This is a genomic window from Actinoplanes sp. NPDC049802, assembly GCF_040656595.1.
GTDB lineage: Bacteria > Actinomycetota > Actinomycetes > Mycobacteriales > Micromonosporaceae > Actinoplanes.
This window is the reverse complement of the sequence record NZ_JBFAMR010000023.1, coordinates 33,602-53,613: the sequence shown is the minus strand read 5'-3', so window position 1 is coordinate 53,613 and position 20,012 is coordinate 33,602. Positions and strand designations below refer to the sequence as shown.

Below are 20,012 nucleotides of genomic sequence, written 5' to 3'. Positions count from 1 at the left end.
CCGGTGACGGACGGGCCCCGTGAAGAACGAACAGGGAGGTCGCGGCGGCCGGTGCGGCCGCTGCGACCTCCGAACGTCACCGTGGCCGCCGGGCTCTGACGCGGTCAGACGCGGGTGGCGGCGCGCTGCCGCCGCTTGCGCACCTTCTTCACCGACCAGGACGCGATGGCCACCGCGAAGAACGCCCAGATGGCGTAGTCGAACCAGTGGCTGTATTTCTCCACGTCCTGCCAGCGGGACCCGAGCGCGTAGCCGGCACCGACGAACAGCGCGTTCCACACCCCGCTGCCGATCGCGGTGTAGAGCATGAACTGGCCCATCGGCATGCGGTTGGCGCCCGCCGGGATGGAGACCAGGCTGCGCACCACGGGAGCGCAGCGGCCGAACAGCACGGCGGCCCGTTCGTGCTTCTCGAACCAGCGATCCGCCTTGTTCAGATCGTCCGAGTCGACCAGCGGGATCCGGTCCAGCCAGTGCTTCAGCCGCTCCTCGCCGAGCCCTCGGCCCAGCCAGTAGAGCGCCACCGCGCCGATCAGCGCGCCCAGGGTCGCGGTGACCCAGACCAGGATCACGTTGACCCGGCCTTCGCCGGCCAGGTAACCGGCCATGGAGAGGACCAGTTCGCTGGGGATCGGCGGGATCAGGTTCTCCAGCGCGACGAGCAGGCCGACACCGATCTCCCCGAGCGAGTCGATCACCGAAGCGACCCAGCCGGTGAGTCCGCCGAGGTTGCCGAGATCGCCTTCGGCCATGTGTGCGCCTCCAAGGATGGTGGTGGGACTGCCGGGCGTTTCCAGCTTGCCGTCGGTAGCTGTGAGGTACCCGAGAGTCTCCTGGCGAACCGCCCACCGTATATACCTGTAATCGGTATATGCTTCCGCCATGAGTGAGAGTCCGATGCGGGAGCCGACGTTCCTCGTGCTCACCGCCCTGGCCGAGGAGCCCCGGCACGGCTACGCCGTGATCGAGGATGTGGCCGCCATCACCGGCGGGCGGGTGCGGCTACGGGCCGGCACCCTCTACGCCGCTCTCGACCGGCTGCGCACCGAGGGCCTGATCGAGGTCGACCGCGAGGAGGTGGTGCAGTCCCGGCTGCGCCGCTACTACCGGCTCACCGGGGCCGGCGAGCGGAGCCTTGCCGCCGAGACCGACCGCCTGCGCAGCCAGGCCACCATCGCCGAGCGCCGCCTGCGCTTGCGCCGCGACCAGCTCGGAGGTGCCCCCGCATGACCGACCGCACCGCAGCGAAGCAAGGGCCGGGAGGGCATGCGAACGGCTGGCTCGGCATGACCGACCGCACCGCAGCGAAGCAAGGGCCGGGAGGGCATGCCAACGGCCAGCCCGGCATGACCGACCGCACCGCAGCGAAGCAAGGGCCGGGAGGGCATGCCAACGGCCAGCCCGGCATGACCGACCGCACCGCAGCGAAGCAAGGGCCGGGAGGGCATGCGAACGGCCAGCTCAGCGTGAACGCGCTGGAGATCCGTTACCGCCGCCTGCTCCGGGCCTATCCGGCCGGCCACCGCGCCGACTACGAGGAGGAGATGATCGGCGTTCTGATGTCCGGCGCCGGGGAGGGCCGCCGCTTTCCCTCCCCGGCCGACACGTTCGACCTGCTGCGCGCGGGCCTCACCGTCCGTCTCGGCCGGGTCTTCCACACCAACAGGGGTACGGGCTGGCGCGACGCCGCCGCGGTCACCGGCCTGTTCGCCGCGCTGGTGTTGGCCGGCGCCGCGGTCAGCCGGCTGGCGGCGGGCCTGTGGTTGTGGGGACGGGGCGACCCGATGCGCGGCCTCGGCGTCGACGGCCTGATGCTGGCCGACCCGGCGGCGCGCGCGGTGATCTGGCCGCTGGTGGTTTTGGCGGCCGTGCTGGGCCTGCGCCGGACGGCGGTGGGGCTCGCGGCGGCCGGTGTGCTGGTGCAGGCCGGCGTGATGATCCTGTGGTCGGCGATCCTGCTGCCTGTCTGGCCGATGTTCCTGCTCTGGCAGTTGGGCCTGGCGATCGTGGTGACCGGCTTGTTCGCCTTCTCCGATCGTCCGGTGCGGGCCGTCGTGGGGGTGCGGGGCCTGGCCCTGGTCGCCGCCGCGGCGGTGGTCGCGGCGGCGACCGAGACGGCGGCCCGGTTCGGCGTCGAGGAGCGGCCGTGGTTCGATCCGCGGTCCTTCGACGTGTTCTGGGACCTCGTCCACTACTGGGTGCCGGGCCTGATCCTGGCCGCCGCGGCGTGGACCGCCGGCCGCCGGGTGCGGGGCCGGGTCGCGGTGCTGTCCGCCTCCATCCTGATGATCGCGTTCGTCCTGCAGGCGCTGGACCAGGTGGTGACCGAGTTGCGCTACTCGGGCCCGACCGTGGGCGGCGTCCTGTCCGCCGCGCTGCTGTTCCTGCTGCCGCTCGCGGTGTTCGGTGGCGGGGTGCTCCTTCTGGGTGTCCGGGAACGTTTGGCCGCCCGGGGCCACGGACATGTAAGGGCGCATGAGTGACCGCTGGTACTCCAAGGCCGTCGTCTACTGCCTCGACATCGACTCCTTCGCCGATTCCGACGGTGACGGCTGCGGTGACATCCGCGGTCTGATCGGACGGCTCGACTACCTGGCCCGGCTCGGCGTCAACTGCCTGTGGCTCAATCCGGTCCACCCGTCGCCGGGCCGCGACGACGGGTACGACGTGTCCGACTTCTACAACGTGGACCCCCGGTTCGGCAGCCTGGGCGACTTCGCCGAGCTGCTGCATCAGGCCGCCAACCGGGGGATCAAGGTGATCATCGACCTGGTGGTGAACCACACCTCGGACCAGCACCCGTGGTTTCAGTCCGCCCGATCGTCGCCGGACTCCCCGTACCGTGACTGGTTCGTCTGGAGCGAGACCGCTCCGCCGGACCGGAACCAGGGCATGGTCTTCCCCGGCGAGCAGGAGGCCACCTGGACCTTCGACCGGACGGCGAAGCTCTGGTACTACCACCGGTTCTACAAGTTCCAGCCCGACCTGAACATCAAGAATCCCGAGGTCCGGGCCGAGATCAAGAAGATCTGCGCGTTCTGGTTGCAGCTCGGGGTGGCCGGTTTCCGGATGGACGCCGTGCCGTTCATCATCGAGGAGACCGAGCCGGGGAATCCGTCGTCGCCGATGGACTTCGGTTTCCTCAGCGAGCTGCGCCAGCACGTGCAGTGGCGGCGCGGCGATGCGGTGCTGCTGGCCGAGGCCAATGTGGAGCCCGACGGGCTGGTCGCCTTCTTCGGCGACGACGGCGGGTCGAGCAACCGCATCCACATGCTGTTCGACTTCATGCTCAACGCGAAGCTGGTGCTCGCCCTGGCCCGCCGGGACCCGGAGCCGATCATCGACGCGTTGCGTGACACGCCGAAACTGCCGGCCGGCGGCCAGTGGGCCACCTTCCTGCGCAACCACGACGAGATCGACCTGTCCCGGCTCACCGCCGAGCAGCGCCGCGAGGTGTTCGAGCAGTTCGGGCCGGACGAGGAGATGCAGCTCTACGGGCGGGGCATCCGCCGTCGCCTGGCCCCGATGCTGGGCAACGACCGGCGCCGGCTGGAGCTGGCGTACGCGCTGCAGTTCAGCCTGCGCGGCACCCCGGTGTTGCGGTACGGCGAGGAGATCGGGATGGGTGACGATCTCTCGTTGCCCGGCCGCAACGCCATCCGTACCCCGATGCAGTGGTCCCTGCTGCCGAACGGTGGCTTTTCCACGGCCGACCCGGAGGACCTGGTCCGGCCGGTGATCTCCGGCGGCGAGTTCGGGTTCGAGAAGGTCAACGTGACCCTGCAGCGGCACGACTCGTCGTCGCTGCTGTCCTGGTTCGAACGGATGATCCGGACGCTTCGTGAGGCCCCCGAGATCGGCAGCGGCAGTTGCACCCACGTCGACGTGCCGATGCCGCGCGGTGTGCTGGCGCACCGGGCCGACGACGTCACCGGCACGATGCTGTTCGTGCACAATCTGAGCGACGCCGACGCGGTCGTCGATCTCGGTACGCTGGCCGGTGAGGGCGAGTTCCCGAACGACGTCCTGGCCGACCAGGAGTATCCGGAACCGGACGGACTCGACAAGATCAAGGTCGCCGGGTACGGATACCGGTGGATCCGGATGCGCAGAACCGCCTGACCCGGTCTAGCATCGGCCGTCAGTAGGAGAGATCACTGCTGGAGGCCGCAATGTCGCAGTCCGTACCCTCTCGTGTCGCCATCGTGACCGGGGCCGCACGCGGCATCGGCGCCGCGATCGCCCGGAAGCTCGCCGCCGACGGCATGGCCGTCGCGGTCGTCGACCTGGACGAGAAGGCCTGCGCCGACACGGTGGCCGCCGTCGAGGAGGCCGGCGGCCGGGCGATCGCTGTCGGCGCCGATGTGGCCGACTCCGATCAGGTGGCGGCGGCCGTCGAGCGGACCGTCGCCGAGCTGGGCGCTCCGACCGTGCTGGTCAACAACGCCGGCGTGCTGCGCGACAACCTGCTCTTCAAGATGAGCGAGGACGACTGGGACACCGTGATGGCGGTGCACCTGCGTGGCGCCTTCCTGTTCACGAAGGCCTGCCAGAAGCACATGGTCGACGCCGGGTACGGCCGGATCATCAGCCTCTCCAGCACTTCCGCCCTGGGCAATCGCGGTCAGGCCAACTACGCTGCCGCGAAGGCCGGTGTCCAGGGCTTCACCAAAACCCTGGCGATCGAGCTCGGCAAGTTCGGCATCACCGCGAACGCTGTCGCGCCGGGTTTCATCGTCACCGACATGACCAAGGCGACCGCGTCCCGGATCGGTGTCGACTTCGCCGACTTCGAGAAGGCCATGATCGGCCAGATCCCGGTGGCCCGCGCCGGCCGGCCGGAGGACGTGGCGAACACCGTCGCGTTCCTGGCGAGCGAGGGCGCCGGGTTCGTCTCCGGCCAGGTGGTCTACGTGGCCGGCGGACCGAAAGACTGAGAAGATCCAGGTTGCTGGCAACTTGCTGAGAAGAGTTACAAAGTAATCATGAACCGACGCATGAGTTCCCGGACCGTGTCGTTGACCAGCACCTTCCTCCTGCTGGCCGCGGGAGGAACGGCGGCGTGCGACAACGACGAATATGTCGACGAGGGCTTCTACTGTGCCGACGCCAATGGCGTGATCGTCGACGAGGACTACTGCGACGACGACGGTGGCGGCGGGGGCGGTGGCTTCTTCATCTGGCACTCCTCCGCCTACCGGTCGGGCTATCCGGTCGGGTCGAAGTTGCCGTCCGGCGGGACCAAGTTCGCGTACAACGACTCGGCCTCGCGTGCCAAGTTCGGGCTGCCGTCGAGCGGCCGGATCAGCAACGGGACGGTCAAGACGAGCGTGGTCGGCAAGGGCGGCAGCGGCTCGTCGAGCAAGTCCGGGAGCTGAGGTGCGGCGGATCCCGTACGGACCGGTTCGCGACGGTTGGCAGCTGACCAATTTCAGTCTCGGCCTGACGTACAACGACGAGGTGCTGCCCGACGGGACGACGTACTCGTACTGGCAGGAAGGCCCGTACTACGAGTTCACCGCACCCGAGATCGAGGAACTGGAGAGCGCCGTCACCACCCTCTACGCCATGTGCATGGAGGCCGGCGACTGGATGGTCGGCCAGTGCCCGCGGCGTACTGCGGAGGGCCGCCGGCAGGGCTTCTTCACCTCGATCTGCACCACCGAGTCGTGCTTCCTGACCCGCATCGGGATCCCCGAGTACACGCACGAGCAGATCATCCGGACCTGGTTCGACGGTGACGCGGAGACGTGGACGCACCAGGACAAGGACCCGGACATGCGCCTGCCGATGCAGACGCCGGACTATTCGCCGACCGTCTACGGTCGCTTCGATCTGTGGTACAACGGCGCCGGCACGGTCCCGCGCCTGCTCGAGTTCAACGCGCAGACGCCCACCTCGCTGATCGAGTCCGCGGTCATCCAGTGGCACTGGATGGACCAGACCGGCGTCGCCAAGCACGAGTGGCGGCAGTGGAACTCGATGCACGAGCGCCTGGCCGGCTGGGAGGGCGAGCCCGGCGAGCCGGGCGACCCCGGCGCGTGGCGGCGCAACATCGGCAAGTTGCGCGAGGCGCGTCCCTGGCTCCCCGAGAAACCCAAGATCTTCTTCGCGTACGAGACGAGCGAGACGTCCGGCGAGGACCGGATGAACGTGGCGTACCTGATGGCGACCGCGGAGGAGGCCGGTTACCCGGTCGAGCTGATCGCGATGAGCCAGATCGGCTGGGATGTGGCCGGCGACCGGGTGCTCTTCGTCCCCGCGCCCGGCCAGGAGCACAAGGCCGAGCCGATCGACGTCATCTTCATGCTCTACCCGTGGGAGTGGTTCTGGCACGAGGAGGGCGGCAAGGCCTTCTTCCGCAACATGGCCGACCCGGAGAAACGCGGGACGGTGTGGATCGAGCCGCCGTACAAGGCCGCCCTGCTCGGCAACAAGGCCCTGCTGCCGGTCCTGTGGAAACTCTTCGGCGACGACCCGGAGCGGTCCAGATACCTTCTGCCGGCCTACTTCGCCGAGTCGTCCGGCGCCGCCTCGCTGAGGTCCTACGCCAAGAAGCCGGTCTGGGGCCGGGAGGGTGGCTCGGTCACCCTGGTCCGCGACGGCGACCCGGTCACCACGGTCCCCTCGGAGTACGGCGCGGACGGCCGCTACGTCGTACAGGAGCTGTGTGAGCTGCCGTCCTTCGACGGCCTGGAAGGCACCGTCCACCCGGTGATCGGCGCCTGGCTGATCGACGGCGAGCCGGCCGGCATGGGCATCCGCGAGGGCCTCGGCACGGCCGGCCTGGTGACCACCAACACCTGCAACTTCATCCCGCACGTGATCGGGACGGACGAGTAGGATCTAACCGGTTGTATCTATTTTAAAAATAGACAATGTGGTATGATGCTGGCTTAATCTGCCTAATGTGGTCCCGCGTCGTCAATCGCGAAGGGAACCACTCATGGACAGCATCCGCGTCGATCGTCTGCTCGCCGCCTTCACCGGGACCGATCTCACCGAACTGGGTGGCTGTGTCGCCGACTCGTTTCTCTACGCCGACGGCGACGGCGCCCGGCCGGTCACCCGCTCCGGCTTCCTGAACGCGCTGCCCGAGCGGGCCGAGCTCTTCGCGAGACTCGGCATCGGCCCGGCCGTGCCCGCCACGGTGGATTGCGAACGGCTCGACGATCACTACCTGCTGGCGCGTACCACCTGGACGGCGCCGCGCGCCGGCGGTGAGCCGGTCACCCTGGCCTCGTCATACCTGCTTCACGACGACGGTGAACGGTTGCGGGTGGTGGTCTACCTCAACCACGGGACGCTTCCGGCTTGTGACGCCAGATCCACCACAGGCCGATGAAGGGCAGCACCAGCGGGACGTATCCGTAGCCGCTGCCGAAGCGGGACCACACCGTGTCGTCCGGGAAGGCGACGCTGTCGATGATGCTGAGCGTGCCGATGAGCAGCACGCCGACCAGCTCGACGGTGCAGCTCACCAGGGCGATCATCCGGCCCCGTGGCCCGCCCCGGGCCAGGCCGACGGTCGCGGCGAGGTAGACCAGGCCGGCCAGGGCGGACAGCAGGTAGGCCAGTGGCGCCTCGGAGAAGTGGGTGGTGATCTGCACCAGGGCGCGGGCGCTCGCGGAGAGGGCGAAGACGCCGTAGACGAGCAGCAGCACCCGGCCGAGTCCGGAGCCGAGCGCGGCGTCGCCGGGTCGGGTGGTGGTGGTTTCCTCAGGCACCGGTCACCGACGCGATCTGCTGCAGGCGCAGCACCAGTACGGGCAGAATGAGGCAGCCGACCCCGAGGATCACGTTGCCCCAGCGGGTCGGCTCCATCTTGGCGAGGACCAGCGCCGTCGGGACGAAGGCGATCGTGGTGATCAGATAGCCGGCGAAGGTCGCGGTGTCGGACGGGCGGCTGCCGTCGAAGAGGCCGATCACGGCGATCACGGCCAGGACCGCGACGAGCGCTCCGAGCACGACGGCGGCGGCCAGGTCGAACCGGCTGGGCGCGCGGTCGAGCGCGGCCCGGAGCAGGTACCACGCCGCCAGCAGCAGGGCGGCGACGATCGTCGCCACCGACAGGGGACCGTTCACCCGGCCAGGTTACTGAGGACCCCGCGGCCTGATCACGTCCGGCCCGGAGCACAGTGACGTGATGGCGGTCGATCCGGTGCGCTTCGGACTTTTCGGCGCCGCCCCGGGCGCCGGAGGACCGGCCGGGCCGGAATGCGATCGCCGTACATTCGATTCCCGGGGCCCTACGCCGGGTAGCCGAGATCGGCAACGCAGACTGGCCGAACTGAGCGCTAACTGGACAGAACCTGCGCGTTACGGATGGACGCAAAGTAGTGGGCCGAATACATTTTCGGCTTGTCACGTGCGCCGGGAGGACGGCCCGGTGGCGGTCGTCGCGGGCCCGCGACGCCGCCGGGCGCGTGTCGGGGTGAGGGGATGCACTGCATGACCGACCGCAGAGTCAGAGGCACGACGAATCGCATCACAGCCGGAACGAAGCCGGCCCGGCTCGGGGGAGCGCCGGCGTGACCGGCCTCTGGGATGCCGAACGGGACGCGTCCGCGGTGGTCCAGGCCCTGTCCGGCCTGGCCGAGATGGCGCGTGACCTGGAGACGGCCGATCCCCGGGTGCTGCGAAGCCTGGCCGAGAACGGCGAGGCGGCCGCCGAACGCGTCGTCGCGTTCCTGCGGCAGCAGTGCCGGGCCGGGGACGGCGAACTCGCCACGGTGCCGCCGCGCCTGGCATCCTGGCACGACTGGACTCCACTGCGGGGCCACCTGTTCGGGGCGGCCACCGCCCCCCGGCGCCCCGACGGGGTGCCGCAGCCACGCCGATGCGACCCGGGCGAGTGACACCCGATCAGGTATCACCGGCCCGCAGGGTCTCCGACGGCGAGACGCCGAAACGCTTCCGGTACGCCGACGCGAACCGGCCGAGGTGTGCGAAACCCCAGCGATGGGCCACCGTGGCGACCGTGACGGCGGCCGGATCGCCGCGCCGCAGCGCCTCGTGCGCCCGGGTGAGCCGGACGTCCTGGAGATAGGCCATCGGCGCGCAGCCGACGTACCGCCGGAACCCGGACTGCAGTGAACGGACGCTGATCCCGGCGATGGCGGCCAGCTCGCCGACCGTGAACGTGTGCTCCGGCTCGCCGGTGATCGCCTCGATGGCACGGTGGATCGGCCGGGGTGTGCCGGTGGCGGGCGGCGTGACCAGCTCCTCGTGGTACCGGTGCGGCACGCTCAACAACAGCCCGCTGAGCACGCTGCCACACAGCTGCTCGGCGATGAGCGGCTCGTGGATGAGGCTGCTCTCGTGCTCCAGCTCGTCGTGCAGCAGCCGGATCAGACGGCTCCAGCTGTGTGCCGGGCCCTCGGTGAGATCGAACGAGGGCGGCAGGTCGATCGGCCCGTCGACCGGGTGGCCCAGCAGCCCGGCCAGCTCCGCCTCCAGCGCCCAGCTCTCGATCCGTACGCCGAGCTCCGCGCTGTTCGGTTCGTGCCGCAGGCGGGCCCGGTCCCCGGGCCGGAACGCGAGCGCCGTGGCCGGGGTGGCGGTCAGCTCCCGCCCGTCGCACCGCACCCGTACGAGTCCCGCGGTGGGCAGGGCGACGTGGTACGCCTCCGCCTGGCGGACCTCCAGGGTCGCGCTCCGGGCGAAGGTGAGGTGACCCACGGTGAGAGGTCCGAGTTGGATCACCTCGGCGTCCAGGTCGAGATCGGCCCCGACCGACACCGGGCGGTAGAAACGATTCAGGACCTCGCGGGCCCGCTCGCCGTCGACGCTGTCGCAGTAGACGGTTCCCGGCGCCGGGATGGCGCGCGGAAGGGCGTCAACCATGCGGCCCGGGGTTCCAACGCATGCGGTGAGTATTCGGTCCGAATCAGTGGACAGTCAACGTGCCCGCCACGCAGTGACCGTTCCAGCACATTCCGGCCATATGAACTACTCTGGCGTTCCGCGCCTACGTGGCGTAACTTGCAGACCAGCGGATTGTTGAAGGTACGCGGGCTCAGGTCGGCGTCCTTCAGTGATCGCCTCCAGCGCCCGGCCCATCTCCGGCCGGCGCGACCGAGTGTCCCGCGGCATGTCGGCGTCAGCCCCGGCTGTGCGCCAGAAAGAGGGCAGCTGTGTACCTGCCGATCACGACCCGCCAGCTGGCTGACGGCACCGTCGAGATCGCACCTAGCGGCGAGATCGATCTGGACAACGCTCACGTGATGCGGGACGCGGTGAACGACGTCCTCACCGGCATGACACCCGACCGGATCTGTCTGGATCTGCAGCGGGTGATGCTGATCGACAGCATCGGGATCGGCATTCTGGTCGCCTGCTTCCACACGGCCGCCGCGAGCGGCGTGAAGCTGGTGGTGAGCCACCCGAGCGCCACCGTCTACCGGCAGCTCTGGGTCTCCGGGCTGGTCGGGCTGCTCGGCTGCGCCGAGCCGGCGAACCCGCGGACCTCGGTGGGCCTGCGCCCGTCCTGATTTCACCCCTCCGGGGAGGGCCGGCCGACCGATTACGACCGGCCCCACCACGGTACGGGCCGGGTTCTGCCGCGTGGCCTCGTTCCCACGCGATCCGCGCGACAGGACCTAGTGCGGGGCTGTCTCCTGACGGAGCCGTTCGTCGCCGCTCAGCGTGGACAGCGGCCTCTCCTTGATGAAGAGGACCGCGATCACGGCGAGGAACGCGATCGGGGCGCCGATCAGGAACAGGTCGGCCGTGGCCGTACCGTAGATCTCCGCGATGACGGTCTTGACCTGCGGCGGAAGCGTCTGCAGATCAGGGACCTCGCCGCTGCCGGAGGCCGCGGCGCCGAACTTCTCGGTGAAGAGCGTGGTGACCCGGTGGGTCAGCACCGCGCCGAGCGCGCTCACCCCGATCGAGCCGCCCATGCTGCGGAAGAAGGTCAGCGCCGAGGTGGCGGCGCCGAGCTCGGCCGCGGGCACGTCGTTCTGCGCGGCCAGCACCAGGTTCTGCATCAGCAGGCCGACACCGACGCCGAGGACGGCCATGTAGGCGGAGATGACCGGGACCGCGGTGTACGCGTCGATCGTGCTGAGCAGCAGCATCCCGACGGTCATCACGATCGAGCCGGCGACCAGGTAGATCTTCCACTTCCCGAATCTGGTGATCAGAGCGCCCGCCACGGTCGACGAGACCAGCAGGCCGAAGACCATCGGCAGGCCCATCAGGCCCGCGACGGTCGGCGACTTGCCGAGCGACACCTGGAAGTACTGGGAGAGGAAGACCGTGCCGCCGAACATCGCCACACCGACGAGCACGCTGGCCACGATGGCGAGGGTGACCGTCCGGTGCCGGAAGATGTCGAGCGGGATGATCGGCTCCTTGGCCTTCGATTCGACCAGCACCGCCAGCGCGAGGATCACCAGGCCGGCCGTCACCATCGCCGCGGTCTGCCAGGACGCCCAGTCGAACTTGTCGCCGGCCAGCGTGGACCAGATCAGCAGGGTGCTGACGCCGGCCGTGATCAGCAGCGCGCCAAGCCAGTCGATGCTGACCTCCTTGCGGGACACCGGCAGGTGCAGCGTCTTCTGCAGCAGCGCGATGGCGATCAGCGAGAACGGCACGCCGATCAGGAAGCACCAGCGCCAGCCCAGCCACGAGGTGTCCACCAGCACGCCGCCGATCAGCGGGCCGGCGATGGTGGCGACACCGAAGACCGCGCCGAACATGCCGGAGTACCGCCCGAGCTCGCGCGGCGGGATCATGGCGGCCATCACGATCATCGCGAGGGCGGTCATGCCGCCCGCGCCGACGCCCTGGACGACCCGGCTTGCCAGCAGAATCTCGACGTTCGGGGTGAGACCGGCGATCAGCGACCCGGCGACGAACAGGCCGAGGGAGAGCTGGATCAGCAGCTTCTTGCTGTAGAGGTCGGCCATCTTGCCCCAGAGCGGGACGGTGGCCGTCATGGCGAGCAATTCGGCGGTGACGATCCAGGTGTAGACGGACTGGCTGCCGTTCAGGTCGGCGATGATCCGGGGCAGGGCGTTGGCGACCACGGTCGAGGCCAGGATGCTGACGAACATGCCGAGCATCAGGCCGGACAGGGCCTGCACGACCTCACGGTGGGACATCCGCCCCGATGATTCGGCGATTTCGGTCTCTACTGCTGTCATCGACTTCTTTCAGATCTTCGAGGTGATGGCGAAGGCTGCGCGGACGTGCTCGATCAGTGGCCGGGAGCCGCCGTCACCGGCCCAGCGGATCACCGCGACCCGGACGACGGCGTTGGCCACCGAGGCGACGACCTGGGGAAACAGATCGCCGGGCGAGAGGCCGGTGCGTTGCGCGACGGCCCGGCCGAGGCGTTCCTCGTTGGTGGCGGCGGCCGCGATGAGCAGCGGCAGCAGTTGCGGATTGGCCGAGATCACCCGCGTCCGGAGCAGCCAGAGGTCACGGTCCCGCTGGATCTGCTCGAAGGCCGGGGCGAGCGCCTCGGCCAGCGCGTCCAGCAGCGGACCGGGCCCGAGGACCAGCGATTCGGCGCAACCCTCCAACGGGTCGCCGATCAGGGCGTGCTCCTTGGTGGCGAAGTAGTTGAAGAACGTGCGCGGCGACACCTCGGCCGCCGCGCTGATCTCGTCCACCGTCACCCGGTCGGCGCCGCGCCCGTCTGCCAGGCGCAGCGCCGCCGTGATCAGGGCCAGGCGGGTCTGCCTGCGTTTGGTCTCGCGGTCCACGGGCCGAGGTTAGAACCAAACTTGCAGTTTCTGCAAAGTTTTAATCGTTGATCTGGGCCCGCTCGATCTCGGCGAGGGTCGCGGTCCACCACGGGGCCGGCTCGCGGCCGGCCAGCAGATCGGCCAGCAGGACGGCGGCGTTACGAGCCAGCGCGCCCGGTTCCGGCGGCGGCGTCCCGTCCTCGTCCAGGACGCCGAGGGCCCCGGCCAGCAGCCAGAGCACCACCTGCGGATCGGCCTGCTCCGGCCAGGACCGGACACAACTCGCCAGCGCGGACCGTACGTCGTCGGCGGTGAGCCCGTCCGGGTGACCGTCCTCCAGCAGCAGGCGCACCGCGGTGCCCAGGACCAGGCCGTTCCGCGCCGGGTCGAGCGCGGCCAGGCGGGCCACCGCGTCGTCGAGGGCCGTCGGGTCCAGCGCCCGGACCGCGACGATCGCGGCGGTGGCCGCGACGGCGATCGGGCGGGCCGGTGCGGGCAGATGCCGCCAGGTATCCGTCATGAGGGCGACCCTACGGCCGTCGTCCGTACGTACGCGCCCGGCAGGCCGGATGCGGAACCGTGACCGACTGCACCGAGCGGCAGTGGGCCGGGCCGTGCAACGGCCTCAGGGGTGAGGGCCGGGAGGGCGCGGCACAGCCGGACCAGCCGTGACCGACTGCACCGAGCGGCAGTGGGCCGGGCCGTGCAACGGCCTCAGGGGTGAGGGCCGGGAGGGCGCGGCACAGCCGGACCAGCCGTGACCGACTGCACCGAGCGGCAGTGGGCCGGGCCGTGCAACGGCCTCAGGGGTGAGGGCCGGGAGGGCGCGGCACAGCCGGCACAGTGGGGATCAGCAACCTTGACCGGGCAAGGTGGACGGTGTGCAGGCAGGGGGCCATGTGGCGGCCTTCGGCCGGGCCGCCGGGGGTGCCCAGATTGCGGGCGAACCGGGGGAACGCGCCGCCGGAGATCTGCAACCGCAGGCGGTGACCGGCCCGGATCCGGTGGAAGCACGGGTCCAGGGTCAGGGTGACGTGCTGGACCTGCCCGGCCGGCGTCGCCGGGTCGAGACGCAGATGCTTGTCGGTGATGTTGGACGACCGGCCCCGCTCGTCCACGTCGCAGATCCGGGCGAAGACGTCCCCGTACGGGTTGTCCAGTTCGACGGCGAGTTCCACGACGGGTGAGCCGATCACGTCGACGGCTGTCGGCAGTGGCTCGGTGGTGAAGGTGAGCACGTCGGAGCGCCGTTCCAGCCGCCGGTTGTCGCGGACTCCGGCCGCTCCGGCGAGGATGCGCCCGCCGACCGAGGGCGTCGGGTTCGCCGGGTCGTACGTGAACGCGGCGTTGCCTTCCGGTCGTTCGGGCGCCACCGTGGTGAGGCCGCGGTCGGCGCGCGGGTGGAAGGCGACGGGTTCGGTGGGCGGCGGCCAGGCCGGCATCTCGTGCCAGGCGTCCTCGCCGGTGCGGTGGACCCGGACCGGCTGTTTGCGGGCGGCGGGCCCACCGGCGAGGTGCTGGTCGAGCCAGGCCACGCTCTCCCGGGCGACCAGCCCGGCGGCGCGGGTGGCCACCTGGACGTGGGTCCACGGGCCGACGGTGAGGGCCACGTCGACGCCGCGGCCGGCGAGTGCGGCGTACTGCTGCAGGGTCTGGTCGAGGAACAGGTCCTGCCAGCCGCCGATCAGCAGGACCGGCACGTCGGCGTGGTGGAGGGCGCCGCCGGCGCGGTAGGGCGCCCACCACGGGTCGTCGCCGTCCGGATGGGACAGCCACTCCCGGTACCAGGGGGCGCGGCCGCGGAGCACCGGGACGGCGGCGTGCGGCAGCGGCAGCCCGGTGAGGCCGGGCGCCACCCGGCGGGGCGCGGACGCCATGGCGAGCAGCCGCCGCAGCCCGCCGCCGTCCTCCTGGTGGGCGATCTGGTCGCTCCAGCCGAGGAAGTCGCCGAGGGTGAAGGCGCCGGTGCCGTACACCGCCTCGCGGAAGTCGTGCGGCGCCACGTAGATCACCGCGGCCCGCAGTTCGGGCGGCGGATCCTGGAGCAGCGTCCATTGCGCCCACCCGAGGTAGGACGCCCCGAGGGTGGCCAGCCGCCCGTCGAACCAGGTTTGTTCGCGCAGCCAGGCGACGGTGTCCCGGCCGTCGTCGGTCTCCTGGGCCATCGGCCGGAACTCGCCGTCTGAGCCGAAGGTGCCGCGCACGCTCTGCAGCAGCACGTGGTAACCGCGGGCGGCCAGCAGCCGGCCGTTGAGGGCCGAGGTGGGCAGACCGCGGCCGTACGGCGTGCGGATGAGCACCGTGCCGCGTGGCTCGACGGTGTCCGGCGCGAAATGATCACCGATCAGTTCGGCGCCGTCGCGCATCGGCGTACGCACCCGGGAGATCGAATACGAGTGGATCGCCGGGGTCTGGCCGAGCACCCGGCCGAGAATGCTGTCCGCCGTCGAGACCGCCATGTGCCGAACAATATCCGAATGTGAAAGACGAATGGAATTCGAAAGCGACTCGGATGTGCGAATTCCCGCGCGTTTCGGCAGACTGCCTCGGGTGGAGGTGGAGCGGAAACTCGGTGGCCGGTATCGGCTGATCAATGAACTCGGCCGTGGTGGCATGGCCGTCGTCTGGCACGCCCTGGACGAGGTGCTGAATCGCCCGGTGGCGGTCAAGGTGCTGGCCGGGCGATATGCCGGCGATCCGCGGTTCGGTCGGCGGATCCTGCAGGAGGCGCGCTCGGCGGCGACCCTCTCGCATCCGAACATCGCGCAGATCTACGACTTCGGGGAGTCGGAGGAGAACGGGCGGGCGGTCCCCTATGTGGTGATGGAATTGATCAACGGCCCGACTCTGCAGCAACGGGTGTCGCGTGGCCCGATTCCGCCGCGCACGATTTTCCGGATCTGCGGCGAGGTGGCCACCGCGCTGGCCGTCGCGCACGCCGACGGGCTCGTGCACCGGGACATCAAGCTCGCCAACATCATGGTCACCCCGTCCGGCGCCAAGGTGGTGGACTTCGGTATCGCCGCCGTCGCCGGCCCCGCCTCGCCCGAGGACGCCCTGCTCGGCACACCCGCCTACCTGGCGCCGGAACGGCTCACCGGCGGTGCGATCGAGCCGGCGTCGGACGTCTACGCGCTCGGCGTGCTGCTCTACCGGCTGCTCGCCGGGGGCTCGCCGTGGACTGTGGAGACCACCACCCAGATGCTCAAGGCGCACGTCTACCAGGAGCCGCTGCCGCTGCCCGCACTGCCCGGGGTGCCCGCCGAGATCATCGACCTGGTGGCCCGCTGTCTGTCCAAGGAGCCGTCCGGCCGTCCGGGCGCGGCCGAGGTGGCGGGCCTGCTGGGTGACGCGGCCGAGGCCGCGGGCGTTTCCCGAGCCGATGGGGTACGCGCGACCGCGCCCGATCCGGACGACACTTTCGGCGAGGTCACCCAGCCGGCGGCGTTGCCGGGGGACGAGTGGACGGTGCCCGCCTCACCCGTACCGAAGAAGGGTCGCCGGCGTGCCCGGCTCCTGGCCGGAGTGCTGGCCGCGGCCCTGCTCGCCGCCGTGCCCCTGCTGCTCGCCGGGCGGGAGGGTGAACCGGACGGTGAGGCGGGCGTGGCGGCTCCGCCGGCCGCCTCACCGAAGGTGACCAGGCGCGGTGCCGCGGGCCCGGGTGCCACACGCACCGCGGAGTCCACCACCCGGCCCGCGACAGCGCCGTTGAACAGCGCAAGCGCCGCGATCGGCGAGTCCGGTCCGCCGAGCGTCCCGGACCGCCCGGCGTTTCCGTCGAACCCGGCCCCGCGACCCAGCGTGAGTGTCATCGGCCCGTCCGTCCCGGTCGAGCCGGCCGGGACGCGCCTGGAGTCGCCGGGCGGCTCGGTGCTGGCCCGCTGTGTCACGGCGGGTGCCGAGCTGCTGGCCTGGGAGCCGCGGCCGGGTTTCGCCGTGCAGCGGGCCGATCCGGGCCCGGCGCTGGCCGCCGCCGTGGTCTTCGCGGGTGACCTGGCGCGTTACCGGATGACCGTGACGTGTGTCGGCGACCGCCCGTCCGCGGTGGTGCTGCCTCTGTGAGACGTGTGTTGCCGGTTCCCCCGCTGGTCGCCGGAGCGCGTCGGATGTCCGACTAAACTGCGGCGGCACGCTGCGAAGGGACATCGATGACGGCGACCGCGCCCACTGACCAGAGCATGCTGGCCCGGTTCCGGGCCGCGTTCCGGCCCACCCCGCCGCCACCGCAGCCCGAGCCCGCGCCGGCCCCGCCGTCGGTGCTCAACCTGGCGCCGGACCCGGGTTTCCGCGGCGATCCGGAGGCCGTTCCGGTCTCCGCGGTGACGTCCGCCGAGGCCGTCGAGGTGCCCGGCCGTCCCGGCGTGACCGGCTTGCGGGTGACCGGGCGGACCGGCGATCCCGGTACATTCGTGGCGCCCGCGGGGATCACGCTGCGTCCCGGCGGCACCTATTCGGCGGGTGTCTCGCTCTTTCTCGCCGAGCCGCTCGGCGGGCCGTCGCAGCGGTCCGCGCCGCGGCTGATCGCCGAGTGGACGGCCGCCGACGCGGCGGCCGGGGCGCGGTCGGCGCCGGCCCGCAACGAGCACGGGCACCACCGGATCAGCCTGACGTTCACCGTTCCGGCCGGCGCCCGGGAGGCGGGCCTCCGGCTGCACGCCGGCACGGCGGCCGGGCAGGGCGCGGTGATCTGGTACGACCTCACGGTCACCGAGACCACCGAGCCGGTCGGGCACTTCGACGGTTCGACGCCGGACGACGCCTGGTACGGGTACGAGTGGACCGGCGAGCCGAACGCGTCACCGTCACGCCGCACGCTGCTGGCCTCCGCCCCGGCCACCGGCCTGCCCCCGCTCACCGGCGCGGAGGCGGCGTTCCTGCGGTCGTCGGCCGGTGACGACGCGCTGGCGCTGGCCCGGATCGCGCTGGCCGAGGGCGATCTGCCGGCTGCCGGGACGGCGCTGCGCCGGGTGGTCAAGGCCGGCGACCCGGACGGCGAGGCGGCGTACGAGCTGGGCCTGATCGCGCTGGCCGGGAAGCGCTGGGCGGCGGCCGAGCAACTGTTGCGCGGGGCGGCGGCGAAACGCCCGGAGGACTTCGCCCGGGGGTACGCGCTGGCCGGCGCCTACGACCGGTTGCGCCGCCGGGACGACAGCCGACGTGCCTCGGCCGCGGCTCTGGCGTACGACACCAAGCTGCCGTTCGACGGCCCGGCGGTGCTGGACTCCGACGTGTCCGCCTTCGGTGCCCGCCGCGAGCTGGGGATCTTCCTGGCCGAGCATCTGGCCCAGATCCGCACGCAGGCCGCTCAGCGGCTGGAGCGCCCGGTGCACAGCTGTTTCGACCAGCCGATCTTCGTCTACTGGGCGCAGGGCTTCGACGTCGCGCCGCCGGTGGTCCGCGCCTGCCTCGCGGCGCTGCGGGCGCACAATCCGGGCGTGCACGCCCTGTCCCGGGCCGACATCGGCAGCTACGTGGACGTGCCGGAGGATCTGGCGGCCGCGTTGGAGGGCGACCACGCCCACTTCTCCGAGCTGCTGCGGATGCTGCTGCTGGAGAAGTTCGGCGGGGTCTGGGTGGACGCCACCTGCTTCGTCTCGGAGCCGCTGCGCCCGCACGTGGACCGGGCGCTGGCCAAGGGCAGCGTCTTCGCGTTCGACTACACCGGGCCGTACCTGTCGAACTGGTTCCTGGCGGCCCGGCCGGGCAGCTACATCATGCATCTGTGGCGGGCCGCGTCGTTCCTGTGGTGGGAGAAGCGTGGCGAGCTGATCGACCCGCTGCTGCACCACCACATCTTCGAGATGCTGTGGCACTCCGACGACCGGTTCCGGTCCGAGTGGGACGCCGGGATGCGGCTCAACGCGACGCCGCCGCACGCGCTCCAGTCGGTCATGCTGCGGCCGTACGAGCCGGAGATGTTCCAGACGATTATGGAGGGGGCGTTCGCTCACAAGCTGCGCCTGCGGTACGAGACGGGTGAACTGAGCAGCGAGTCGTATCTGGCCCGGATCATTCGCGGCGACCATTCCTACGGTGCGTGACCCTTTCCGTTCGCACCTGCTCCGCTCGGCGGCTCATTCCCGGGGCTACCGGGATGGACCGGCCTTTCCGCATCGTGTGCGAATCGGTCACCGTCGAGCGGCCCGGCCACGCCGCCTCATCTGCCCGGGGTGAGGCGGCCCGGCCGCCGGTGACGGCATGCTCCCCGGAAAACTAGGCGAGGAGGTCCGTGATGGCGGTCGACATGTTTCTGGTCTACGTCGGGGTGTACGCGAATGTCGCCCAGGCGCAGGCCGACTACGACGCGGTGAAGGAACTCCACCGGGAAGCGAACCTGATCGACGCGTACGACGCGGCCGTGATCGAGCGCAAGCCGAACGGCAAGACCGAGATAGTCAAACGGCACGAGACGCCGACCCGGGTGGGCGGCGTGGTCGGCGGCGGCCTCGGCCTGGCCACCGGCCTGGTCGTGGCGCTGTTCCCGTTCGCGGCCCTCGGCGGCGGGCTGCTGGCGGCGAGTGCCGCCGGAGGCGCTGCCCTCGGGGCGCTGGCCGGGCACGCCGCGGCCGGGCTGAGCCGGCACGACCTCAAGGAACTCGGCGAGTACCTGGACGAGGGCGAGGCCGGCCTGGTGGTGATCGCGGTCGCGGACATCGGCTCGAAGGTGGAGCAGGCGATGGCCAACGCCGAGAAGACCACGAAACGCGAGCTGCGGGCCGACACCGCCGAGATCGAGAAGGACGTCGTCGCGGCCGGGGAGAAGTAGTGATCGAGACCCTGCCGGACCTTCCGGAGACCGTGCTGGGTTTCCGGTTCGCCGGATCGGTGTCGCGGGAGGAGTACCGCACGGTCTTCCTCCCGCGGACCCGGGCCGCGCTGGACGCGGGCTGGCGGATCCGGCTGCTGGTGGTCGTCGAGGACGACTGTGGCTGGTTCCAGCCGGGAGCGTTCTGGGAGGACCTGAAATTCGGGCTGGGCACCGCCCTGCGGCACCACGCGCTGTGGGAACGGATCGCGCTGGTCTCCGACACCGAGTGGGTGTCCCACGCGGCGTCGATCTTCGGCCGGGCCATGCCCGGTGAGGTGCGTGTCTTCCCCCGGTCCGGCCTGGAGGACGCGAAGACCTGGTCCGCGGCCCGGACCGTCCGCCCGGAGAAGTAGAAGGGCGCCGGGGCAGGGTTGCCGACCTCTCCCGGCTCGCCGGAGCCCACGCCGGGGCCGCCCGCGGCGCGGCCCCGGAAGTGCCGTCACGGTGCGTGCGGGAAGCCGCCACGGCGGGTGTGACCGTGGGGTGGTGAGGCGCCGGGCGAGAGC

Annotated in this window: 21 protein-coding genes; 13 read left to right on the top strand and 8 right to left on the bottom strand. The window is 71.0% G+C overall.

Translation table 11 applies throughout. The features are described from left to right. Positions 1–104: 104 nt before the first annotated feature. On the bottom strand, positions 105–752 hold the full coding sequence (locus AB0I88_RS18045) for a DedA family protein (protein WP_361025100.1): 648 nt from the start codon (positions 750–752) through the stop codon (positions 105–107). 130 nt (positions 753–882) lie between these two features. On the opposite strand from AB0I88_RS18045, the gene AB0I88_RS18040 reads away from it, so the two are divergent. The 7 genes from AB0I88_RS18040 (at position 883) to AB0I88_RS18010 (ending at position 7,345) form a co-directional block, all read left to right on the top strand. Then, positions 883–1,230 carry a PadR family transcriptional regulator gene (locus tag AB0I88_RS18040; RefSeq protein WP_361025097.1) on the top strand — a complete coding sequence of 116 codons (348 nt, stop codon included), beginning with the start codon at positions 883–885 and terminating at the stop codon, positions 1,228–1,230. Then, positions 1,227–2,483 (top strand): hypothetical protein, encoded by a 1,257-nt coding sequence (locus AB0I88_RS18035; protein WP_361025094.1) that lies wholly within the window; start codon positions 1,227–1,229, stop codon positions 2,481–2,483. Before AB0I88_RS18040 ends, AB0I88_RS18035 begins: the two co-directional genes overlap by 4 nt. Further along, entirely contained in the window at positions 2,476–4,122 is a 1,647-nt protein-coding gene (locus AB0I88_RS18030; RefSeq protein ID WP_361025091.1) for an alpha-amylase family protein, read from the top strand. The genes AB0I88_RS18035 and AB0I88_RS18030 overlap by 8 nt, the downstream gene beginning before the upstream one ends. Positions 4,123–4,172: 50 nt before the next feature. After that, positions 4,173–4,937, top strand: a complete 765-nt coding sequence (gene fabG / locus AB0I88_RS18025; protein ID WP_361025088.1) for a 3-oxoacyl-ACP reductase FabG — start codon at positions 4,173–4,175, stop codon at positions 4,935–4,937. 48 nt (positions 4,938–4,985) lie between these two features. After that, on the top strand, positions 4,986–5,378 hold the full coding sequence (locus AB0I88_RS18020) for a hypothetical protein (protein WP_361025085.1): 393 nt from the start codon (positions 4,986–4,988) through the stop codon (positions 5,376–5,378). A gap of 1 nt (position 5,379) precedes the next feature. Continuing rightward, the gene (locus tag AB0I88_RS18015; RefSeq protein ID WP_361025082.1) at positions 5,380–6,843 is read left to right on the top strand and encodes a glutathionylspermidine synthase family protein; all 1,464 of its coding nucleotides are present in this window, start codon (positions 5,380–5,382) and stop codon (positions 6,841–6,843) included. 103 nt (positions 6,844–6,946) lie between these two features. After that, positions 6,947–7,345 (top strand): hypothetical protein, encoded by a 399-nt coding sequence (locus AB0I88_RS18010; protein WP_361025079.1) that lies wholly within the window; start codon positions 6,947–6,949, stop codon positions 7,343–7,345. Here AB0I88_RS18010 and AB0I88_RS18005 read toward each other — a convergent pair. Then, a complete protein-coding gene (locus AB0I88_RS18005; RefSeq protein ID WP_361025076.1) occupies positions 7,293–7,727 on the bottom strand; it encodes a hypothetical protein in 435 nt (144 codons plus the stop codon). The genes AB0I88_RS18010 and AB0I88_RS18005 overlap by 53 nt on opposite strands. Continuing rightward, complete coding sequence (locus AB0I88_RS18000) at positions 7,720–8,085, bottom strand: hypothetical protein (RefSeq protein WP_361025074.1); 366 nt, start codon at positions 8,083–8,085, stop codon at positions 7,720–7,722. Before AB0I88_RS18000 ends, AB0I88_RS18005 begins: the two co-directional genes overlap by 8 nt. A gap of 446 nt (positions 8,086–8,531) precedes the next feature. Between AB0I88_RS18000 and AB0I88_RS17995 the strand changes: the two genes are divergently transcribed. Further along, complete coding sequence (locus AB0I88_RS17995) at positions 8,532–8,858, top strand: hypothetical protein (protein WP_361025071.1); 327 nt, start codon at positions 8,532–8,534, stop codon at positions 8,856–8,858. Positions 8,859–8,865: 7 nt separating this feature from the next. Here the strand turns inward: AB0I88_RS17995 and AB0I88_RS17990 are convergent, their stop codons facing one another. Beyond that, positions 8,866–9,846 carry an AraC family transcriptional regulator gene (locus tag AB0I88_RS17990; RefSeq protein ID WP_361025068.1) on the bottom strand — a complete coding sequence of 327 codons (981 nt, stop codon included), beginning with the start codon at positions 9,844–9,846 and terminating at the stop codon, positions 8,866–8,868. A gap of 290 nt (positions 9,847–10,136) precedes the next feature. On the opposite strand from AB0I88_RS17990, the gene AB0I88_RS17985 reads away from it, so the two are divergent. After that, positions 10,137–10,493: an STAS domain-containing protein gene (locus AB0I88_RS17985; RefSeq protein ID WP_361025065.1), complete on the top strand. Its 357-nt coding sequence runs from the start codon at positions 10,137–10,139 to the stop codon at positions 10,491–10,493. A gap of 108 nt (positions 10,494–10,601) precedes the next feature. Here AB0I88_RS17985 and AB0I88_RS17980 read toward each other — a convergent pair whose 3' ends face one another. The 4 genes from AB0I88_RS17980 to AB0I88_RS17965 form a co-directional block, all read right to left on the bottom strand. Continuing rightward, positions 10,602–12,110 (bottom strand): MDR family MFS transporter, encoded by a 1,509-nt coding sequence (locus AB0I88_RS17980; RefSeq protein ID WP_361025062.1) that lies wholly within the window; start codon positions 12,108–12,110, stop codon positions 10,602–10,604. A gap of 51 nt (positions 12,111–12,161) precedes the next feature. Beyond that, the gene (locus AB0I88_RS17975) at positions 12,162–12,716 is read right to left on the bottom strand and encodes a helix-turn-helix domain-containing protein (RefSeq protein WP_361025059.1); all 555 of its coding nucleotides are present in this window, start codon (positions 12,714–12,716) and stop codon (positions 12,162–12,164) included. 40 nt (positions 12,717–12,756) lie between these two features. Continuing rightward, a complete protein-coding gene (locus AB0I88_RS17970) occupies positions 12,757–13,218 on the bottom strand; it encodes a hypothetical protein (RefSeq protein ID WP_361025056.1) in 462 nt (153 codons plus the stop codon). 283 nt (positions 13,219–13,501) lie between these two features. After that, positions 13,502–15,157, bottom strand: coding sequence for a CocE/NonD family hydrolase (locus AB0I88_RS17965; RefSeq protein WP_361025053.1), 1,656 nt, complete (start codon positions 15,155–15,157; stop codon positions 13,502–13,504). Between the two features lie 91 nt (positions 15,158–15,248). Between AB0I88_RS17965 and AB0I88_RS17960 the strand changes: the two genes are divergently transcribed. The 4 genes from AB0I88_RS17960 to AB0I88_RS17945 all read left to right on the top strand — a co-directional run bounded on the left by AB0I88_RS17960 (position 15,249) and on the right by AB0I88_RS17945 (position 19,859). Continuing rightward, the gene (locus tag AB0I88_RS17960) at positions 15,249–16,760 is read left to right on the top strand and encodes a protein kinase (RefSeq protein ID WP_361025050.1); all 1,512 of its coding nucleotides are present in this window, start codon (positions 15,249–15,251) and stop codon (positions 16,758–16,760) included. Positions 16,761–16,846: 86 nt separating this feature from the next. Then, positions 16,847–18,739: a capsular polysaccharide synthesis protein gene (locus tag AB0I88_RS17955; protein WP_361025047.1), complete on the top strand. Its 1,893-nt coding sequence runs from the start codon at positions 16,847–16,849 to the stop codon at positions 18,737–18,739. Positions 18,740–18,930: 191 nt separating this feature from the next. Continuing rightward, positions 18,931–19,464 carry a DUF1269 domain-containing protein gene (locus AB0I88_RS17950; RefSeq protein WP_361025044.1) on the top strand — a complete coding sequence of 178 codons (534 nt, stop codon included), beginning with the start codon at positions 18,931–18,933 and terminating at the stop codon, positions 19,462–19,464. After that, on the top strand, positions 19,464–19,859 hold the full coding sequence (locus tag AB0I88_RS17945; protein ID WP_361025041.1) for an STAS/SEC14 domain-containing protein: 396 nt from the start codon (positions 19,464–19,466) through the stop codon (positions 19,857–19,859). The genes AB0I88_RS17950 and AB0I88_RS17945 overlap by 1 nt, the downstream gene beginning before the upstream one ends. Positions 19,860–20,012 lie beyond the last annotated feature (153 nt).

Coding starts and splice junctions, on each gene's coding strand:
- AB0I88_RS18045 (WP_361025100.1), bottom strand. CDS start 752: ATGGCCGAAGGCGATCTCGGCAACCTCGGCGGACTCACCGGCTGGGTC.
- AB0I88_RS18040 (WP_361025097.1), top strand. CDS start 883: ATGAGTGAGAGTCCGATGCGGGAGCCGACGTTCCTCGTGCTCACCGCC.
- AB0I88_RS18035 (WP_361025094.1), top strand. CDS start 1,227: ATGACCGACCGCACCGCAGCGAAGCAAGGGCCGGGAGGGCATGCGAAC.
- AB0I88_RS18030 (WP_361025091.1), top strand. CDS start 2,476: ATGAGTGACCGCTGGTACTCCAAGGCCGTCGTCTACTGCCTCGACATC.
- fabG (WP_361025088.1), top strand. CDS start 4,173: ATGTCGCAGTCCGTACCCTCTCGTGTCGCCATCGTGACCGGGGCCGCA.
- AB0I88_RS18020 (WP_361025085.1), top strand. CDS start 4,986: ATGAACCGACGCATGAGTTCCCGGACCGTGTCGTTGACCAGCACCTTC.
- AB0I88_RS18010 (WP_361025079.1), top strand. CDS start 6,947: ATGGACAGCATCCGCGTCGATCGTCTGCTCGCCGCCTTCACCGGGACC.
- AB0I88_RS17990 (WP_361025068.1), bottom strand. CDS start 9,846: ATGGTTGACGCCCTTCCGCGCGCCATCCCGGCGCCGGGAACCGTCTAC.
- AB0I88_RS17980 (WP_361025062.1), bottom strand. CDS start 12,110: ATGTCCCACCGTGAGGTCGTGCAGGCCCTGTCCGGCCTGATGCTCGGC.
- AB0I88_RS17970 (WP_361025056.1), bottom strand. CDS start 13,218: ATGACGGATACCTGGCGGCATCTGCCCGCACCGGCCCGCCCGATCGCC.
- AB0I88_RS17965 (WP_361025053.1), bottom strand. CDS start 15,157: ATGGCGGTCTCGACGGCGGACAGCATTCTCGGCCGGGTGCTCGGCCAG.
- AB0I88_RS17955 (WP_361025047.1), top strand. CDS start 16,847: ATGACGGCGACCGCGCCCACTGACCAGAGCATGCTGGCCCGGTTCCGG.
- AB0I88_RS17950 (WP_361025044.1), top strand. CDS start 18,931: ATGGCGGTCGACATGTTTCTGGTCTACGTCGGGGTGTACGCGAATGTC.